17 protein-coding genes and 1 riboswitch are annotated in these 15863 nt (G+C 33.3%); of the genes, 4 read left to right on the top strand and 13 right to left on the bottom strand.

What is annotated here, in order from left to right:
- Nucleotides 1-372: 372 nt before the first annotated feature.
- The 4 genes from serS to ACWCL1_RS06345 all read right to left on the bottom strand — a co-directional run bounded on the left by serS (nucleotide 373) and on the right by ACWCL1_RS06345 (nucleotide 5483).
- Nucleotides 373-1650, bottom strand: coding sequence for a serine--tRNA ligase (gene serS / locus ACWCL1_RS06360; protein ID WP_454546067.1), 1278 nt, complete (start codon nucleotides 1648-1650; stop codon nucleotides 373-375).
- Nucleotides 1651-1942: 292 nt separating this feature from the next.
- Nucleotides 1943-3424 carry an amino acid permease gene (locus ACWCL1_RS06355; protein ID WP_454546066.1) on the bottom strand — a complete coding sequence of 494 codons (1482 nt, stop codon included), beginning with the start codon at nucleotides 3422-3424 and terminating at the stop codon, nucleotides 1943-1945.
- Nucleotides 3425-3567: 143 nt separating this feature from the next.
- Nucleotides 3568-3748, bottom strand: a riboswitch (Lysine riboswitch).
- Nucleotides 3749-3789: 41 nt separating this feature from the next.
- Nucleotides 3790-4581 carry a zinc-ribbon domain-containing protein gene (locus tag ACWCL1_RS06350; protein ID WP_454546065.1) on the bottom strand — a complete coding sequence of 264 codons (792 nt, stop codon included), beginning with the start codon at nucleotides 4579-4581 and terminating at the stop codon, nucleotides 3790-3792.
- Nucleotides 4582-4589: 8 nt separating this feature from the next.
- Entirely contained in the window at nucleotides 4590-5483 is an 894-nt protein-coding gene (locus ACWCL1_RS06345; RefSeq protein ID WP_454546064.1) for a LysR family transcriptional regulator, read from the bottom strand.
- A 138-nt stretch (nucleotides 5484-5621) separates the two neighbouring features.
- On the opposite strand from ACWCL1_RS06345, the gene ACWCL1_RS06340 reads away from it, so the two are divergent.
- Genes ACWCL1_RS06340 through ACWCL1_RS06330 form a run of 3 tightly spaced genes read left to right on the top strand, consistent with a single transcriptional unit; the run spans nucleotide 5622 to nucleotide 7954 of the window.
- Nucleotides 5622-6464 carry a sulfite exporter TauE/SafE family protein gene (locus ACWCL1_RS06340; RefSeq protein ID WP_454546063.1) on the top strand — a complete coding sequence of 281 codons (843 nt, stop codon included), beginning with the start codon at nucleotides 5622-5624 and terminating at the stop codon, nucleotides 6462-6464.
- Between the two features lie 11 nt (nucleotides 6465-6475).
- On the top strand, nucleotides 6476-6850 hold the full coding sequence (locus ACWCL1_RS06335) for a DUF1634 domain-containing protein (RefSeq protein WP_454546072.1): 375 nt from the start codon (nucleotides 6476-6478) through the stop codon (nucleotides 6848-6850).
- 30 nt (nucleotides 6851-6880) lie between these two features.
- A complete protein-coding gene (locus ACWCL1_RS06330; protein ID WP_454546062.1) occupies nucleotides 6881-7954 on the top strand; it encodes an LCP family glycopolymer transferase in 1074 nt (357 codons plus the stop codon).
- Nucleotides 7955-7978: 24 nt separating this feature from the next.
- On the opposite strand, the gene ACWCL1_RS06325 is transcribed toward ACWCL1_RS06330, so the two are convergent.
- From ACWCL1_RS06325 to ACWCL1_RS06310, 4 genes are all read right to left on the bottom strand, one after another.
- Nucleotides 7979-8455 (bottom strand): threonine/serine exporter family protein, encoded by a 477-nt coding sequence (locus ACWCL1_RS06325; RefSeq protein WP_454546061.1) that lies wholly within the window; start codon nucleotides 8453-8455, stop codon nucleotides 7979-7981.
- A gap of 9 nt (nucleotides 8456-8464) precedes the next feature.
- Complete coding sequence (locus ACWCL1_RS06320; protein ID WP_454546060.1) at nucleotides 8465-9208, bottom strand: threonine/serine exporter family protein; 744 nt, start codon at nucleotides 9206-9208, stop codon at nucleotides 8465-8467.
- Between the two features lie 87 nt (nucleotides 9209-9295).
- Complete coding sequence (locus tag ACWCL1_RS06315; protein WP_454546059.1) at nucleotides 9296-9943, bottom strand: metal-dependent transcriptional regulator; 648 nt, start codon at nucleotides 9941-9943, stop codon at nucleotides 9296-9298.
- A gap of 72 nt (nucleotides 9944-10015) precedes the next feature.
- Nucleotides 10016-10912, bottom strand: a complete 897-nt coding sequence (locus tag ACWCL1_RS06310) for an RluA family pseudouridine synthase (protein ID WP_454546058.1) — start codon at nucleotides 10910-10912, stop codon at nucleotides 10016-10018.
- 137 nt (nucleotides 10913-11049) lie between these two features.
- On the opposite strand from ACWCL1_RS06310, the gene ACWCL1_RS06305 reads away from it, so the two are divergent.
- On the top strand, nucleotides 11050-11703 hold the full coding sequence (locus ACWCL1_RS06305; RefSeq protein WP_454546057.1) for a phosphatase PAP2 family protein: 654 nt from the start codon (nucleotides 11050-11052) through the stop codon (nucleotides 11701-11703).
- 58 nt (nucleotides 11704-11761) lie between these two features.
- Here ACWCL1_RS06305 and ACWCL1_RS06300 read toward each other — a convergent pair whose 3' ends face one another.
- From ACWCL1_RS06300 to ACWCL1_RS06280, 5 genes are all read right to left on the bottom strand, one after another.
- On the bottom strand, nucleotides 11762-12370 hold the full coding sequence (locus tag ACWCL1_RS06300; RefSeq protein ID WP_454546056.1) for a hypothetical protein: 609 nt from the start codon (nucleotides 12368-12370) through the stop codon (nucleotides 11762-11764).
- A 16-nt stretch (nucleotides 12371-12386) separates the two neighbouring features.
- Entirely contained in the window at nucleotides 12387-13199 is an 813-nt protein-coding gene (locus ACWCL1_RS06295) for an alpha/beta hydrolase (protein ID WP_454546055.1), read from the bottom strand.
- Nucleotides 13200-13297: 98 nt separating this feature from the next.
- Nucleotides 13298-13639, bottom strand: coding sequence for an AzlD domain-containing protein (locus ACWCL1_RS06290; RefSeq protein ID WP_454546054.1), 342 nt, complete (start codon nucleotides 13637-13639; stop codon nucleotides 13298-13300).
- Nucleotides 13640-13670: 31 nt separating this feature from the next.
- The gene (locus ACWCL1_RS06285) at nucleotides 13671-14414 is read right to left on the bottom strand and encodes an AzlC family ABC transporter permease (RefSeq protein ID WP_454546053.1); all 744 of its coding nucleotides are present in this window, start codon (nucleotides 14412-14414) and stop codon (nucleotides 13671-13673) included.
- 101 nt (nucleotides 14415-14515) lie between these two features.
- Nucleotides 14516-15859 (bottom strand): serine hydrolase, encoded by a 1344-nt coding sequence (locus ACWCL1_RS06280; protein WP_454546052.1) that lies wholly within the window; start codon nucleotides 15857-15859, stop codon nucleotides 14516-14518.
- Between the last annotated feature and the right edge of the window lie 4 nt (nucleotides 15860-15863).

Raw genomic sequence — 15863 nt, 5'->3', positions numbered from 1 at the left:
TTTAAAAAGTTTTGTGACTCATTTACTAGCGAATTGACTTCGCAAATATGTTTGCATTTCATTTTCATGAATTGCCCTGCACATTTGTTTATCGAAACGTTATTCAGTTTTCAAAGATCTACAATTATCTGTTTCAAAGACAACTATTTAATTATATCATCAACTGATAAAGCTGTCAATAATTTTTTTATCGCTCATCAATAATTTATTAATCATCACTTGCGAACAAGTTATATATTACCAGGATTAAAAGTATTGGTCAATGCTTTTTTCAAAAAAATTTAATAAATTACAATTTTAGGTCATCCTATTAAATTTAATTAACATAAAAAAGAAACTGTAACTTATATTACAATTTCTTTTCCATAACTGTTATTTTTCTTTAGTAATTTTCTCTAGTCCATTCATGTATGGTCGTAATGCTTCTGGAACTGTAACACTTCCATCTTCATTTTGATAATTTTCTAAAATAGCAGCAACCGTTCTTCCTACTGCTAATCCTGAACCATTCAAAGTATGAACAAATTGCAACTTACCATCTTCATCACGATATTGAATATGTGCGCGGCGTGCTTGGAATGCTTCACAATTTGAACAACTTGAAATTTCTCTATATTTATTTTGAGCTGGCATCCATACCTCTAAGTCATGAGTCATTGCTGCACTAAAGCCCATATCTCCAGTTGATAATGTAATTACGTGATATGGCAATCCTAATTTTTCAAGAATATCACATGCATTGTTTGTCATTTTTTCTAATTCGTCATATGAAGTTTCCGGCTTTACATATTTAACCATTTCTACTTTGTTAAATTGGTGCATTCGAATTAAACCACGAGTATCTCTTCCGGCACTTCCTGCTTCAGAACGAAATGATGGTGATAGTGCAGTAAAGTACACTGGTAATTTCTCTGTTGGAATGACTTCATCACGATAATAGTTAGTTAATGGCACTTCTGCTGTTGGAATTAATGTCATGTCCTCTCCATTTACTTGATATACATCTTCTTTAAATTTAGGGAATTGTCCAGTCCCATACATAGAATTAGCATTTACAATATATGGTGGGATAACTTCTGTGTATCCTTCTTTAGCGTGTTGATCTAACATAAAGTTATAAACTGCTCGTTCTAATTTTGCACCGACACCAACATAATAAACAAAACGTGCACCTGAAACTTTAGCTGCTCTTTCAAAGTCTAAAATCCCTAAATTTTCACCAATTTCCCAGTGATTTTTAGGTTCAAAACTAAATTTTTTAGGAGTACCAACTCTACGTAACTCTACATTTTCTTTTTCATCTTCTCCAACTGGAATTGTAGGATTTGGAAGATTAGGTAAGCGTGAAGCCATATCATTTTCTTCAGCTTCTACTCGATTTAAATCTTCATCTAAAGTCTTAATTTTTGCACCTACTTCGCGCATTTTTACAATTTGTTCAGTTGCATCTTCTTTATTCCGTTTTGCTTGTGCAATTTTTGCTGAAACTTCATTCCGTTGTTTCTTTAATGATTCAGCTTCAACTAATAAGTCACGACGTTCCTTGTCCTTTTCTAATAATACATCAATTTGTTCAGGCTTAACTCCCCGAGTTCCTAAACGTTTTTTATATTCATCAGGATTTTTTCTAATATCACGAATATCTAACATATCCTTGCCTCCTACTATATTTTTTAAAATAATTAAAAAAATAGCCTTTCATCCCCTCTGGGACGAAAGACTATTTCGCGGTACCACCCAAATTTACACAAAAATTGTGTACACTTTAAAATGATAACGGTCAAATCCCGTGCAGCATTACCTGCCCATTCAACAAATCGCTGGAGTTTCAGCAACGGTTTACACCACCCACCGCTTCTCTTAATGCTTACTTATGGCGATCTATGCTGTTTAATTATTTCATTAATATTTTAATCTTTTCCACTTTATTCTGCAAGTCATTTTAATGATCTTCAATTAAAGTTTGGTCTTCTTCATCAAAATCATTTTTAATATCAACTGTCGATAAATTAACTTCTTCTAATGGAATCAAGTGAGTATGATGTTTAATTTTATAATAGCAAAATAGAATTAATACAAGTGGAATTGACATGTAAGTAACTAGCATTGCCTTCCAATCAAAATTAGCAACTGCTTGTAAATCTTGACCAATAATAACTAAAATACATAAAATCAATGCCAAAATTGGGCCTAATGGGAACCATTTCGCTTTATAAACAAGGTCATCTAGACTTTTACCTTGAGCAAGATATGCTTTTCTAAAACGATAATGTGAAACGGCAATCCCAATCCAAGCAATAAAGCCAGTCAAACCACTAGCAGCTACTAACCATTGATATAGTTGATTTCCGAAAATACTTGTTAAAAATGTTAATAATCCAACAAAGGTTGTTCCTAATAAAGCTGCAAAAGGAACTCCTCTTTTATTGACTTTCCCAAAAATTTTAGGAGCATCTCCATCTTGTGCCATTGAATAAAGCATCCGGGTAGAAGCATACATTCCAGAATTAGCAGAGGATAATACCGATGTTAAAATAACCGCATTCATTACACTAGCTGCCGCCGCTAACCCGGCTCTTTTGAAAACTAAAGTAAATGGACTAATTGCTACATCGGTTGCACTTGATCCTAAAAGATACTTGCTAGTATATGGAATAATTGCGGCAATCACAAAGATTGAACAAATATAAAAAAGTAAAATCCGCCAAAAAACTTGTTTAATTGCTTTAGGAACACTTTCAGCCGGATTTTCAGATTCACCGGCTGTAACACCAACTAATTCAGTTCCTTGAAATGAAAACCCAGCCACAACAAAAACGCTCAAAATTGCCGGAATTCCACCTACAAAAGGCGCCTTTTTATACGTAAAGTTTTCTAAATAAACTGCATGACCACCTAAAATTCCAAAAATTGTTAACACTCCAACTGCCAAAAAGATAATGACAGTAATAATTTTAATTAATGATAACCAGTATTCTGTTTCGCCAAAAGATTTAACTGAAATTGCGTTAATTAAAAAAACAAGTCCCAATGCAAATAAACTAAAAATCCAACTTGGAATATGTGGAAACCAAAATTTCAAAACCAATGCACATGTTGATACATCAACTGCAACTGTAATTGCCCAGTTAAACCAATAGTTCCATCCCATTGCAAATCCTAATGCAGGATCAACAAACTTCCGTGCATAAGTTGCAAATGAACCTGATACAGGCATGTAAGTTGCCATTTCACCAAGTGAAGTCATTAAAAAATATACCATTGCGCCAATTCCGATATAAGCAATAATTGCTCCTCCCGGACCGGCTTTAGCAATTGCTGATCCACTTGCAACAAATAACCCCGTTCCAATACTTCCACCTAAGGCAATCATCGATAAGTGCCGTGTTTTCAATGATCGCTTAATTTGATTGTCTTCTGCCATAATTCAGACCTCCTAATTTTTCGATCAAAGAGCACAACTCAAATCACTACAAAGCAAAATAAAAAGCACACCATATAAAGTGCGCTATTGAAATTCTACTAAGATAATTGTTAGATTAAATGATATCTTTCAAAAAATAATAGACTCTCGATAGCGCTCCGCAATGTTTTAACTGCGACAGTCCATGATCTCTTAAATCATGTCCCAGAAATGATCTTCTAAAGCAAATCACTTCTTCGGCGAATCACCCTTTCGCTAAATTTCCTTGCTACTTTAGTAGCTCCATTTAGTTACTATTGATCTTCGCGACCTCTCTTCGATATTATCTATTATCACGTTTATTACTCAAAAAAGCAAGTTCATTTTTATCGATTACGATTATTATAATCTTTTACATCAAATGTATATGGGTTATTATCTAAATTTGGACCTAAAAGACAAATCAAACAAAGCATTATTGAACCAAACGGAATCAATATTAATAACATTATCCAATTTGGTAAGTTAATATCATGAATTCGTCGCCAAATGGCTGTCGTCAAAATAAAGTTATAAGCAACTGCAATAACCATTGCAATTGCTGTCAAGTGTTTCATTGTCAAGTGAAGCCCACTAATTGCAATTATTTCTCCTGTAGCTATTGATGTGGCAATCATAATTAAAGTTAATCCGGCTACACCCCACCAAAAGTCATTGATTCCAAGCCGTTTATTAATTTTAAACATATCCTTAAAGATTAACTTAGTTGAGACAATTAATCCTGGGTGAGCATTTTCATTTCGATCCTTAGTTTTTTCAACCTTATATTTTATACCTGCATCTGTTAATTGCTTTAAAAATTCTCCTAACTGTTCTTGATCATTAAGAAATTGTTTTTGAGCTTCTTTTTGTTGTGCAGTTAAATTTTCAGCATTATTATGATCGGTTTCTTCGTCGTCATTTTTTACTGAAAGATCTTTATTTAAATCTAAAATTGCCTGATCAGTACCACAATATGGGCAAAAATTGGCATTTACATAAATTTTTTTCCCACATTTTTTACATGACTTAGTTTCATAATCATCTGATGTTAGCCGTTTTTGAACTGCTCCGCAAAATGAACAAACCTTTTGATTTTCGTCAATTTTATGACCACATTTTTCGCAATAATAAGTCATTTAATCCTTCATCCCTTCTCTGATTCGATTGTATCATTTTTATAACAATTTATAAATTTTTTTAGGATTGAAGGAATACTTTTACGTTTGTTCCACACTAATGCAAGTTGAGTTTTCCACGCCTCATGTGCAATTGGAATTAATTTTACACCTTTATCGGCGTAACTTTGAGCACAAGTTTGGGGAACAAGTGCTACCCCCATATTCTTTTGTGCCCAATTAATACATGTTCTGCCATCATCACATTCCATCGCAATAAATGGTTGAATACCTCGATGTTCAAATGAATCTGTAATAATGACTTTAAATCTTCGATATACAATTAATGGCAAATGACTTAATTTTTCAATATTTAAACTCGTTAATCCAACTACTTCGTTTTGCCATGCACTTGGCACTACTGCCACCATTGGTTCTGAATCAAAATAACGCACTTGTAATTCTTCAGTATTAAATGGAGTTCTTACAACTGCAATATCAATTAAATGTTGATGCAATAAATCAAGTAATTCATACGTATTTCCTTCTTGAATTTCAAAACGTACATTGGGATATGAAGCCGTTAATTCCGGCAAACTTTTATTTGGAATAACTCCTCCACTTGTTGAGGTCATCCCAATTCTTAATAGTCCTAAATAACCGTCATTAACTTGCTTAACTTTTTGTTCTGTAATTTTGGTTAAGTCTAAAATTTGATGTGCGTATTTTTCAAGAGTAGTTCCTGCTGGAGTCAATCGAATTCCATGAGAAGTTCGCTGAATCAATTGTACTCCCAGTTCTTTTTCCAACTGTTTAAGTTGGTAACTTAATGGTGGTTGGGCAATATCTAATCGCTTCGCTGCGGCCGTAATTTGCTTTTCTTCAGCAACAGTTGCAAAGTATTTTAATTGTTTTAAATTCATAACATATCTCCAAATATTATTTTTTACCTCTCCATTTTACTTATATAATTTTTGAATAACACTTTCAATGAATTAATATTTTTCTTTGCGAAAATTTAATGTTACGATTTACTTATAATAATTGAGGGAAGGATTTTTATGTATACTGCTTTGTTGATGCTCCTTGTTGGTTTATTTGCCGGCACAATGGGAGCTATTTTAGGAATTGGTGGAGGAATGATTATTACACCAATTATTACCTTAGGAATGGGACTAAATATTAAATATGCAATTGGAGCAAGTATTATTGCAGTTATTGCAACTAGTTCAGGCTCTACAATTGCCTTTTTAAAAGATGATGTTTTAAATTTACGCGTTGCCATGTTTCTTGAAATTGCAACAAGTATTGGAGCAATCGTAGGTGCTTTGCTTACAGGTGTTTTCAATCCAGCAGTTTTATACTTTTTATTTGGCTGTTTACTTTTATTTTCAAGTTTCAATATGATTCGCAAATTACGTAGCGGACAAGAGGTACTCCATCGAGCAGCACCTGACAAATGGGCACAAAAATTAAATTTGAATAGTTCTTACTATGATAAAAATTTACATCAACAAATTGATTATGAAGTTGAAAATATTCCTGGAGGCGTAGCCATCATGTTTGGTGCCGGGTTAGCTTCTGGACTACTTGGAATTGGTTCGGGTGCATTTAAAGTCATGGCCTTAGATAATGCCATGAAAATGCCTTTGAAACCTTCAAGTGCAACAAGTAATTTAATGATGGGAGTAACTGCGGCTGCAAGTGCCACTATTTACTTTTTTAATGGCTCAATTCGGCCTGAAATTGCAGTTCCGCTTTCTCTTGGAATTATCGTAGGTTCAGCAATTGGAAGTCGAATTATGCAACACTTACCGTCTCGTTGGATTAGAATTATTTTTATTCCAATTTTACTTTATTTAGGATTACAAATGGCACTTAAAGCGTTTGGGGTGACAATATAATGAATAATAAAATTGACAAATCTGCTACAAAACAAGAAATTGATCATCTAGAAATTGCAATCGGTAAAATTATGCGCATTGGAGTAGCAATTGCCGCAATTGTTATGTTGATTGGATACATTTTACTTTTTGTAACCCACTCTACGGGATATTCTGGCAATACTTTTCCAACTACATTAACCGCAATTTTTCATGGGATGCTTCAACTTAGGCCGTATGCTTTTATGATGGGAGGAATCTTCCTTTTAATTTTGACACCGGTACTACGAATAGCCACTTCAATATATGCTTTTTTTAAGGCAAATGACCGTTTCTATACTTTGATTACAACAATTGTTTTAGTAATCTTACTAGTTAGCTTTTTCTTAGGACATGCTGATCACTAAAAATTAACAATATTGCGAAAGGAAACACAAATGAAAAGAGCCCAACACGAAGAATTCGAAAGTGAAGAGTTTCAACCAAATCAAGTCAGCGATGAGCATTCAAAAAAGAAAACCATTTTCTTTTGGACCTTATTAACTGTAATTATCTTTTTGTGTGTTGGTGGTAATTATGTGTATAAACGTTATGTTAAAGCACGCAAAGCCGCTGATACTGTTTATGCTCCTAATTCAGTCAAAAAAACACGTGATGTGGAAGAATTATTAAAAAAAGGAAAACCTATTTCTATTTTATTAATGGGAACTGATACTGGTGCTTTGGGGCGAACCTTTAAGGGAAGAACAGATACAATGATGGTAGCCGTTTTAAACCCACAAGATAAAACCATGACACTTGTAAGTTTACCTCGGGATGCACTTGTAGCTGTCAATGGTTATGAACAATACTATCCAAGTAAATTGAACTCTGCGTATTCTTATGGCGGTTCAGCAACCGCGGTTAAAACCGTTGAAAAATATTTAAATGTTCCCATTGATTTTTATGCCACAATCAATATGGGCGGACTTGAAGGTTTAATTAACGCTGTAGGTGGGTTAGATGTTAAACCATTACTTAGTTTTTCATATGGAGGCTATAGTTTTACTAAAGATAAAGAAACCCATATGAATGGTAAAATGGCACTTCAATATTGTCGTATGCGTGATGACGATCCAGCAGGAGATTATGGCCGCCAAAATCGTCAGCGACAAATCATTATGACATTAGCATTTAAAGGCATTAAAGTTCAAAGTTTAATGAATGATACTTTTTTAAATTCTCTTTCAAAACAACTTAAAACGGACTTATCCTTTAATGACTTGATTTTATTAAATATGAAATATCGGGTTGCTACTCATCATATGAAATCTACGCATCTTCAAGGAACTACTAAAAAAATTGGTGATTCTGATTTTGAAGTTGTTAGTTACGATGAAAAGCAAAAAATTACGAATACTTTGCGCTCAGCATTAGATTTGCCTAAAGCTGAAACTGGCAATACTTTAAGTGGAATTACCAATAGTTCTCCTCAATATTCTAGTTCAAATTCTTATAATTACGGATACTAAAAAAGCTGCAGTTATGCAGCTTTTTTATGTGCTTTTTTGTTTAAATTTTTTTCTAATTTTAAAATACATTCGCGTAATCATTTCAGCTAAGAAAAAGCCCATGGCAATTGCACCAGCAATCATTGCAACTTGAACTAAATAATGTAGTGCAACGCTATTTCTTCCAAATGCGAAATTATAAATAGCCTTATAAGATTGACTTCCAGGAACCAGTGGAACCATTCCCGGAACGTTAAACAAGATCATTGGCATTTTTTTCACTCGTGCCATAATCGCTGCCCCCAAGCCAACTACTAAGGCCCCACTTAAATTAGATAACATCGTTCCTAAATGAAAGTTATAAATTAAAATATATGTCATCCATCCAATACTGCCAACCGCACCGCAAGCAACTAACGCATTGCGCGGAATGTTAATTAAAATTCCAAATCCCATCGTAGCTAAATAACTAAAAATAAAGTTGACTAAAATATTGGTAGGAGTAATTGGTAACATATTCATCTTTTTCTCCTAACTAAATCGTAAAACAAGTGCAATTCCCATTCCAAGCGCACACGCCGTCATAAACCCTTCAATAATTCGGGCAGCTCCACTTAAAATGTGTCCTGCAAGTAGATCTCTCACTGCATTTGTAAGCAATACTCCAGGAACCAATGGCATAATTCCACCAATTATAATCATTCCCATCCGTGTTCCTAAATGTATTTTAGTAACTATCAGTGCACAAATCCCAATAATTACTGCCGCCACAAACTCACTTGCAAATTCAGTATGAAAAAATCGATTTAATGCATAGTAACTTGCATATCCAATTCCACTAATGACTATTGTTGGCAGCATATCAGACCACAAACCACCATAAACAACTTCCAAGGTTCCCCCAATTAAGGCAGCCGCAATAATCTTGAGAAATGGCCCAAAATCACGAGTGGTTTGATCAATAATTTGTAATTTTTCATGCATTTCTGTTAATGTAATTTTCTTTGCTTGAAATGCACGTGAAGCATCATTTACGCGCGAAATCCTTTCAAGATCAATTCGCCGTTTATTAATTGATTCTACTTGGGCATTTTTTTCACCTTGAATTGACATCATTATTCCCGTTGTGGTTTCAAAAATTCTCGGTTTCTCAATCCCTGCATTGCGCGCAATTCGACATAAAGTATCATCAACCCGCGACATATTAGCACCATTTTCAATCATAATTTTTCCTGCTAATAAAACGGTGTCAATGATTAAGTCACTTCTTTCCAAGATTATCACCTCTTTATTGTCTTAACATAAAATATAGCCGAGGAAAGATGCACTTTCAACCCAGCTATATAGAATTAGTATTCAAAATTATTTTACAAAAATATAATGTGCAGCTTTATAGCCAATTTCCATTTTTTCGCCAGTATTCTCAACTTGAATTTCAATTGGTCCTTCAAATGGTTGGTGAGATAATACTTTAATTTTTTCACCTAATTTTAATTCCACACCTGCTAAATAAATAAGTAAATCATGATTATCAATAAAACGATCAACTTCAACTGTGGAACCATCTGGCACATCTACTAAAATATCATGACTATCTTCTTCATAGTCACCATTTTTGCTTGGGATAATTCCCCCATGAGGACATCTTTTAGGATGCCCTAAAAAATCATCTAAATGATCCATTAAATTATCACTTGTAGTATGTTCAAGAATTTCAGCATCTTCATGCACATCTTGTAAAGAATAATTTAACTTAGTTACTAAAAATGTTTCCCACAAGCGGTGCCGTCGAATTAATCCCTCAGCAATTTTCACCCCATTAGCAGTTAATGAAATGCCCGCATAGGGTGCATGGTGAACTAAGCCACCCCGAACTAATTTACGTACCATTTCAGTTACAGAACCAGCTGCGACATTTAGGCTCATCGAAATTTGTTTATTAGAGATCTTCTTTTTACGACCGCCTAGTTCAAAGATGATTTTTAAATAGTCTTCTTTTTTAGGTGTCATTTATTTCACCTCATTTTTTTGATACGACTACATTATATCAGAAATTTAATCAAAATGAACTCTAATTTTTAGTTATCCTAAATTAAATTTTAATTCGTTTAGAACTGTTCTAAAATCAGATGGCATCTTTGCCTTAAAAGTTTGCAATTCTGCTGTAAAAGGATTAAAAAGACTAACTTGATAAGCATGAAGCATTTGCCGCTGAATAAAGTCAGTCGAACCTCCATACAACTGATCACCAACTAATGGATGTCCAAGATGAGCAAAATGGGCTCGAATTTGATGAGTTCTTCCTGTATGCAACTGGATCTTTACCAAACTTTTTTGCAGATTGCTTTGAACTACCCAATATTCCGTTTGGGCAGTTTTGCCAGTTGGTTTCACCACTCTTTTTGCACTTTCAAAACTTTCTTTTTCTAATGGCAAATCAATTATTTTATGCTCATTAGGAGGCAAAAATCCTTCTACTAATGCAATGTATTCTTTTTTCATCGTATGATTAGTAATTTGTTCTTGAATCATACTTTGAACAAAATTACTTTTAGCAAACAAAACTACTCCGCTAGTATCATAGTCTAACCGAGTTAATATATGGGGCACAAAAACCTCTTTTTGTTTTTGGCCATAACCTAATGCACGGTTAGCTAAAGTTGTTTGTTGATTTTTGGGTCCCGGAACACTTGATAAATTTCCAGGCTTATTAACAGCTAAAAAATAATCATTTTCTGCAATAATATCAATTGGCAGATCACTTTGAAAAACATTTGGATCAGTTTTTTCAGGAAACAGATTTAAGGTAACCCTTGCCTTTTTGATTTTTTGATTCTGATTTGCCTTGCATCCATTTATTAATATTTGTCCTTGCCCTTGCCTGATTTTTTTTAAAGTTCTTCCACTAATTTGTTTACTTCGCAAAAAATCACTGATTTTCATTTGAGTAGAATCTTTTTTTTCCCATGTAATTTGCATTTTTTTATCCTCAATTATTTAATAATTTCATCATAATTCAAAGATTAGTAAAAAAACAACTAATTTTAAAAAAATTTTGGCAATAAAATGGTAATATAGAACATGTACATTTGAATATCGCTGTAGAGGTGAGAAATTTGAACATAAAAGAAAATAAGAACCGGCCAATCTGGGCTTCAGTATATGCAATTCTTTTTCTTTTACTATTTATTTTAGTAAAAATTAACAGTCCAATTGTACAAGGAATCGACAACTTTGTACGTTCATTAGTTCTTCCAATTACTAATGAACATCTAACCGTAATTATCAGCATCTTAACTAATTTAGGTGCTCCTAAGGCATGTTTAATTCTTTCATGTTTGGTAATTGCATTTGTATTCTTAAAAAGAGAATATGCCACTGCCATTTGGGGCTTTGGAACGTTAATTGTTGGAAATGGATTAGCATATGTTTTTAAACACTTAGCTGCTCGTCCTCGTCCAGCTTTCTCTGAAAGACTTGCTCTTGCTGATGGTTACAGTTTCCCAAGTGGTCATACTTTTGGAACAGCATTATTAGCATTATTTGTTGTTTATTTAATTGTTCCAAGAATTAAAAATCAAACTGCACAAATTGTGATTAAAGTACTTGCCGTTTTGTGGGTAATTATCATTATGCTTTCACGGATTTATTTACGCGTGCATTATCCAACAGACACATTTGGCAGCTTACTTCTCGCTGGTGCAGTATGGGAATTTGCTTTAATGATTTGGTTGCGTTTCTTTAAAGGAAAAGATCCTGTTCAAAATTAATTTTACAAATAAAAAAGCTATGATATACATCATAGCTTTTTTATTATGCAATCTGTGCTTATTTTTCTGACATTGGTGGTTTAGGAGTTTTATGAGGATGACTTGCCATATACTGATCATTGGCCTTTTTTAAGTCTTGAACTTTTTGTCGAATTGAATTATAGTACGTTTCGTTGATTTTTGAATACTCTAAAATTGGTAATAGTTTATCATTTGATTCAACATACTGTTCTTTTTCATTCAACTTAACTGCTTGTTGATACAGTTGGTTAAATGAATCAAGTTGACTCGTAACTTCTTCCAATTTCGTTTGGTATGAACTTGCTCTGCGAACTAAAGTACTTAAGCCGTTATCAACGTTTGCAACTTCTGCAAATTTTTTTTTAGCTTCAGCATAATTACCATTTTTTAATTGTTTTTTAGCTTCCTGATACTTTTTCACTTGTTTTAAATCGCATGAAGCCTGCGAATCTTCTTGTTTCTTTTTTAAAGCATCTTGAAAATCAATTTCTGCTTTTGCATATTTACATTGTTCAACTGCTTTAATTCCTCTATTCATTGCTCTTTGGTAATCCTTATTAACTTCTAGATTCTTAGTAAAACCAAACCCAATAAAAATAATTGCGATAATACAGATTACTAATCCGGTTAAAATGTTCTTTTTCAACCTATTTCCTCACTTTTTAAAAGTTTTCATTCAACCATTCTTTCAATAATTTTGGCCAAATTTGTAATGCTGGAACAATTTGTGCATTAGTTTTGGCAGTTTCTTTAGTTGCTAAACTATGACCATGTTGTCCATGCGGGAAAACATGAAATTCAAAATTAATGCCATTTTTACGTAATGCTTCCACCATCATTAAACTGTTTTCCATTGGAACCACTGTATCTTCAGTTGTAGTCCAAATAAAGGTCATTGGAGTATCTTTTGAAACTAATTTTTGCAATGAAAGCTTTTCACGTTCTGCTTGTGAAGCATCTTCACCCAATAAATGATCAAATGATCCTTGATGACCAAATTGTTTATCAGCAGTCACTACAGAGTAACCCATAATCAATCCATTTGGTTGGATTTCTTTTGGATCGTATTCTAAATCAATTAAGGTTTTTGAGTTCCACATAGTTGCAAGCATTCCTGCTAAATGACCACCAGCAGAAGTTCCCATTACAATAATTTTGTTTGGATCAACATGCCATTTATTCGCATTTTGACGAATTAATCGTACTGAACTAGCTAATTCTGCTAATTGAGCGGGGTGATGAATTGGAGTAACTGAATAGTTTAATACAAAAGCATGTACTCCCATTGCTAAAAATTGTACCGCAATTGGTTCACCTTCACGTTCAGAAACCATCTTATAACCACCACCAGGACAAATTACCACAGCTGGACGTACTCTATTTTCATCAATTTCTGGAGTATTATCCAAAACATAGCCTGTTAATTGTGCATCATTTGTGAGTGGCGTTTGAATTTTCTCTTTTAAATATTGCATTGCCAAAACCTTCTTTATTCGTAAAATCTATTATTATTATACAACAAAAGCCACTGTAAAATCTGAGATAAACCTCTCAAAATACAGTGGCATAAATATTAAGCAGGAATTGCAATTGATAAAAGTGCAACCGCTGCTAATCCTAAAATTACTGAAAGTCCCATTGAACGAGACTTGTAAGCAACAATCATTACAATAACTGCTGCCAGCACTTTTGCAAGATGACCTAAGCCAACAAAAACATAGGTATTAGAATTAATAAATAAATCTTTGACAACTAACGCGGTAAATAAAGATACCGGAACATATTTCATCCATTCATTAAACCATTCTGGAATCTTCCGTGTAGTAAAGAATTTCATTGGCAACAACCGTGGTCCCAATGCAACTAACATCGATAAAATGATCAAAATAAAATGATCCATACTAGACATATGCATAATTTAATGTTCTCCTACTTATTTTGCTTCTTTACTGTTTATTTGGTTTTATTTTCTTTAATAAAAATCCTTTTTCACGACCATGTTTACGTAAATAATCTTCAATTGCAAAACCTGTGAAAGATGCAATTAAAGTCGCAACAACTAAGCCCATTGTACTTTTTATTAAACACATGAAAAAGACTGCCAAACATCCTGAAAAAATACTAATAACAATTGTTAATTTATTTCGTACTTGCATTACAATCATGTATAAGAACAATGATGTAAGCGCAAAATCAACAATTTCTAAATTAATTTTTGGCAGTATTCCACCAATTAAACTCCCAATAATATTGGCAACTGTCCAAAAAAGTAACGAGTAATGTTCAACCATTAATGCATCTTCTGGAGTCCAATTTTTATCGGTTGCAAATTTTAAATAGTTAACCGCATAGTTTTCATCGTTCAAAGAAATTGCGAAGAAATAAATAAATTTCTTACTTGTTCCGCGAACATATTGTGATAGACTTGAACCTAATAACGCATAACGAAGTTCAAGGAAAAACAGCATAATTAAAATCGTATGCATTGGCGCATTTGCCGTTAACATGGATGCAATCAAAAACTGCGCTCCACCTGAAAAAACTAGTAACGAAACTAGCCCTGTCAAAAGTGTGGTAAATCCAGCCGCATGTAGTAACACACCACATGCTAATCCGATTGGAATATAACTAAGACAAAGAGGAAGTGCTACCTTTAGTACTTCCAGCCAACGTGGTTGTTTTTTAGTCACAATAAACCTCCATTTATAAAAGTACTTACTTTGAAAGTGTAACACAATTAATGAGATTATTTGTAATTAAACTCCTAAAATATCTTGATTTGTTTAATTACTTAATTAAAAATGCCAGTTATTTTACGCCACATAAGCTGAAAAAGATTAGCTTTTTCAGTATTTTGAGCAGATTGAGCGATTACTTGGCATCCTTTATCATCAAAAATTGTTGGCACTTTTTGACCATTTACTTCAAAAGTTAATTTACCAATAACTTTATTTTTCTTAACTGGAGCTTTTAAAGCTCCTTTTTCTGTAGCATTTTTATTAAGAGCAATCTTTGCTTTAATTTCTTTTTGAGATTGATCTTTTTTAATCCACAAACCAATTTGCTTGGCAGACTTAACATTCACTTTTTCTGCTTTCCCCTGATAAACTGAAACTTTCGCTAGATTGGTCCCTTTGTCTAAAGTGACATACTTATATGTATCATAAACATATGACATCATTTTTTGAGTTTGAATGAAACGGGAATTATCTTCATCATTTTTATGCTGTGCACCTAAAACAACTGTGATAATTCGATGACCATCCTTATTAGTAGTCCCCACAAAACAAGCTTGAGCAGCATCTGAAGTTCCGGTTTTAAGCCCATCAACAGGTAAATTTGCATAAGAGCTAGATCCGCCTGGAAGCATCCAATTCCAATTTTGCATCTCTGTTTCGCCATTACCATTATTAAAGTTCAATTTTTTAATACTGGTTGTTTTCAATACTTCTGGATATTTTTGCAATAACTTACTTGCAATAAGCGCAACATCTTTAGCAGAAAATTTATTTTCCGCATTATCTGCTGCTCCTGGATAAGCATCATTCTTAACTTGTGAATTAGTTAATCCACAAGTTGTATAAATTTGAGCATCCTTAATTCCAAACTTTTCAGCCTGTTTTTTCATTAAATCCACAAAGACTTTTTGACTTCCAGCAACTGCTTGAGCTAATGCCATCGTAGCGCCATTAGCAGAGTAAATCAACATTGCTTCATACAGTGATTTAACTGTATATTGCTTATCTGCACTTAAAGGTACATTACTTAACGATGTATCTTGACTGACATTTACAATATTTTGTGTAGGAGTTATTTTTTGGTCCCATGATAACTTACCACTTTTAATTGCATCCAATATAATATATGTGGTGAGTAATTTTGTAACTGATGCTACTGGTAAAGGTTGATTCGCATTTTGTTGAAATAAAATCTGTCCTGTTTTTTCATCAACTGCAATTCCACCTTTAATGTCCAGTTGCAATTGTTGATTTTTAGTTTGAGTCAATTTACTTGTAGAAACTGATGCAGATGAAGAATTATCAGCTGAAATAATGCTTGAACTTACACCAGCAAAAAGAGTGATTGCTGTTACACTTGCAACCATAATTTTTTTAATCTTCTTCGAAAATTCCATCTTG

The sequence above is a fragment of the Ligilactobacillus sp. LYQ135 genome (genome assembly GCF_053711055.1).
This window is presented reverse-complemented; position numbering and strand designations above follow the sequence as displayed.

Excerpts from the sequence above, each read along its gene's own strand:
- ACWCL1_RS06315 (WP_454546059.1), bottom strand. The coding sequence starts at position 9,943 with ATGACACCTAAAAAAGAAGACTATTTAAAAATCATCTTTGAACTAGGC.
- ACWCL1_RS06345 (WP_454546064.1), bottom strand. The coding sequence starts at position 5,483 with ATGAATTTAAAACAATTAAAATACTTTGCAACTGTTGCTGAAGAAAAG.
- ACWCL1_RS06355 (WP_454546066.1), bottom strand. The coding sequence starts at position 3,424 with ATGGCAGAAGACAATCAAATTAAGCGATCATTGAAAACACGGCACTTA.
- ACWCL1_RS06310 (WP_454546058.1), bottom strand. The coding sequence starts at position 10,912 with ATGCAAATTACATGGGAAAAAAAAGATTCTACTCAAATGAAAATCAGT.
- ACWCL1_RS06280 (WP_454546052.1), bottom strand. The coding sequence starts at position 15,859 with ATGGAATTTTCGAAGAAGATTAAAAAAATTATGGTTGCAAGTGTAACA.
- ACWCL1_RS06330 (WP_454546062.1), top strand. The coding sequence starts at position 6,881 with ATGAAAAGAGCCCAACACGAAGAATTCGAAAGTGAAGAGTTTCAACCA.
- ACWCL1_RS06325 (WP_454546061.1), bottom strand. The coding sequence starts at position 8,455 with ATGAATATGTTACCAATTACTCCTACCAATATTTTAGTCAACTTTATT.
- ACWCL1_RS06290 (WP_454546054.1), bottom strand. The coding sequence starts at position 13,639 with ATGCATATGTCTAGTATGGATCATTTTATTTTGATCATTTTATCGATG.
- ACWCL1_RS06295 (WP_454546055.1), bottom strand. The coding sequence starts at position 13,199 with ATGCAATATTTAAAAGAGAAAATTCAAACGCCACTCACAAATGATGCA.
- ACWCL1_RS06340 (WP_454546063.1), top strand. The coding sequence starts at position 5,622 with ATGTATACTGCTTTGTTGATGCTCCTTGTTGGTTTATTTGCCGGCACA.
- ACWCL1_RS06350 (WP_454546065.1), bottom strand. The coding sequence starts at position 4,581 with ATGACTTATTATTGCGAAAAATGTGGTCATAAAATTGACGAAAATCAA.
- serS (WP_454546067.1), bottom strand. The coding sequence starts at position 1,650 with ATGTTAGATATTCGTGATATTAGAAAAAATCCTGATGAATATAAAAAA.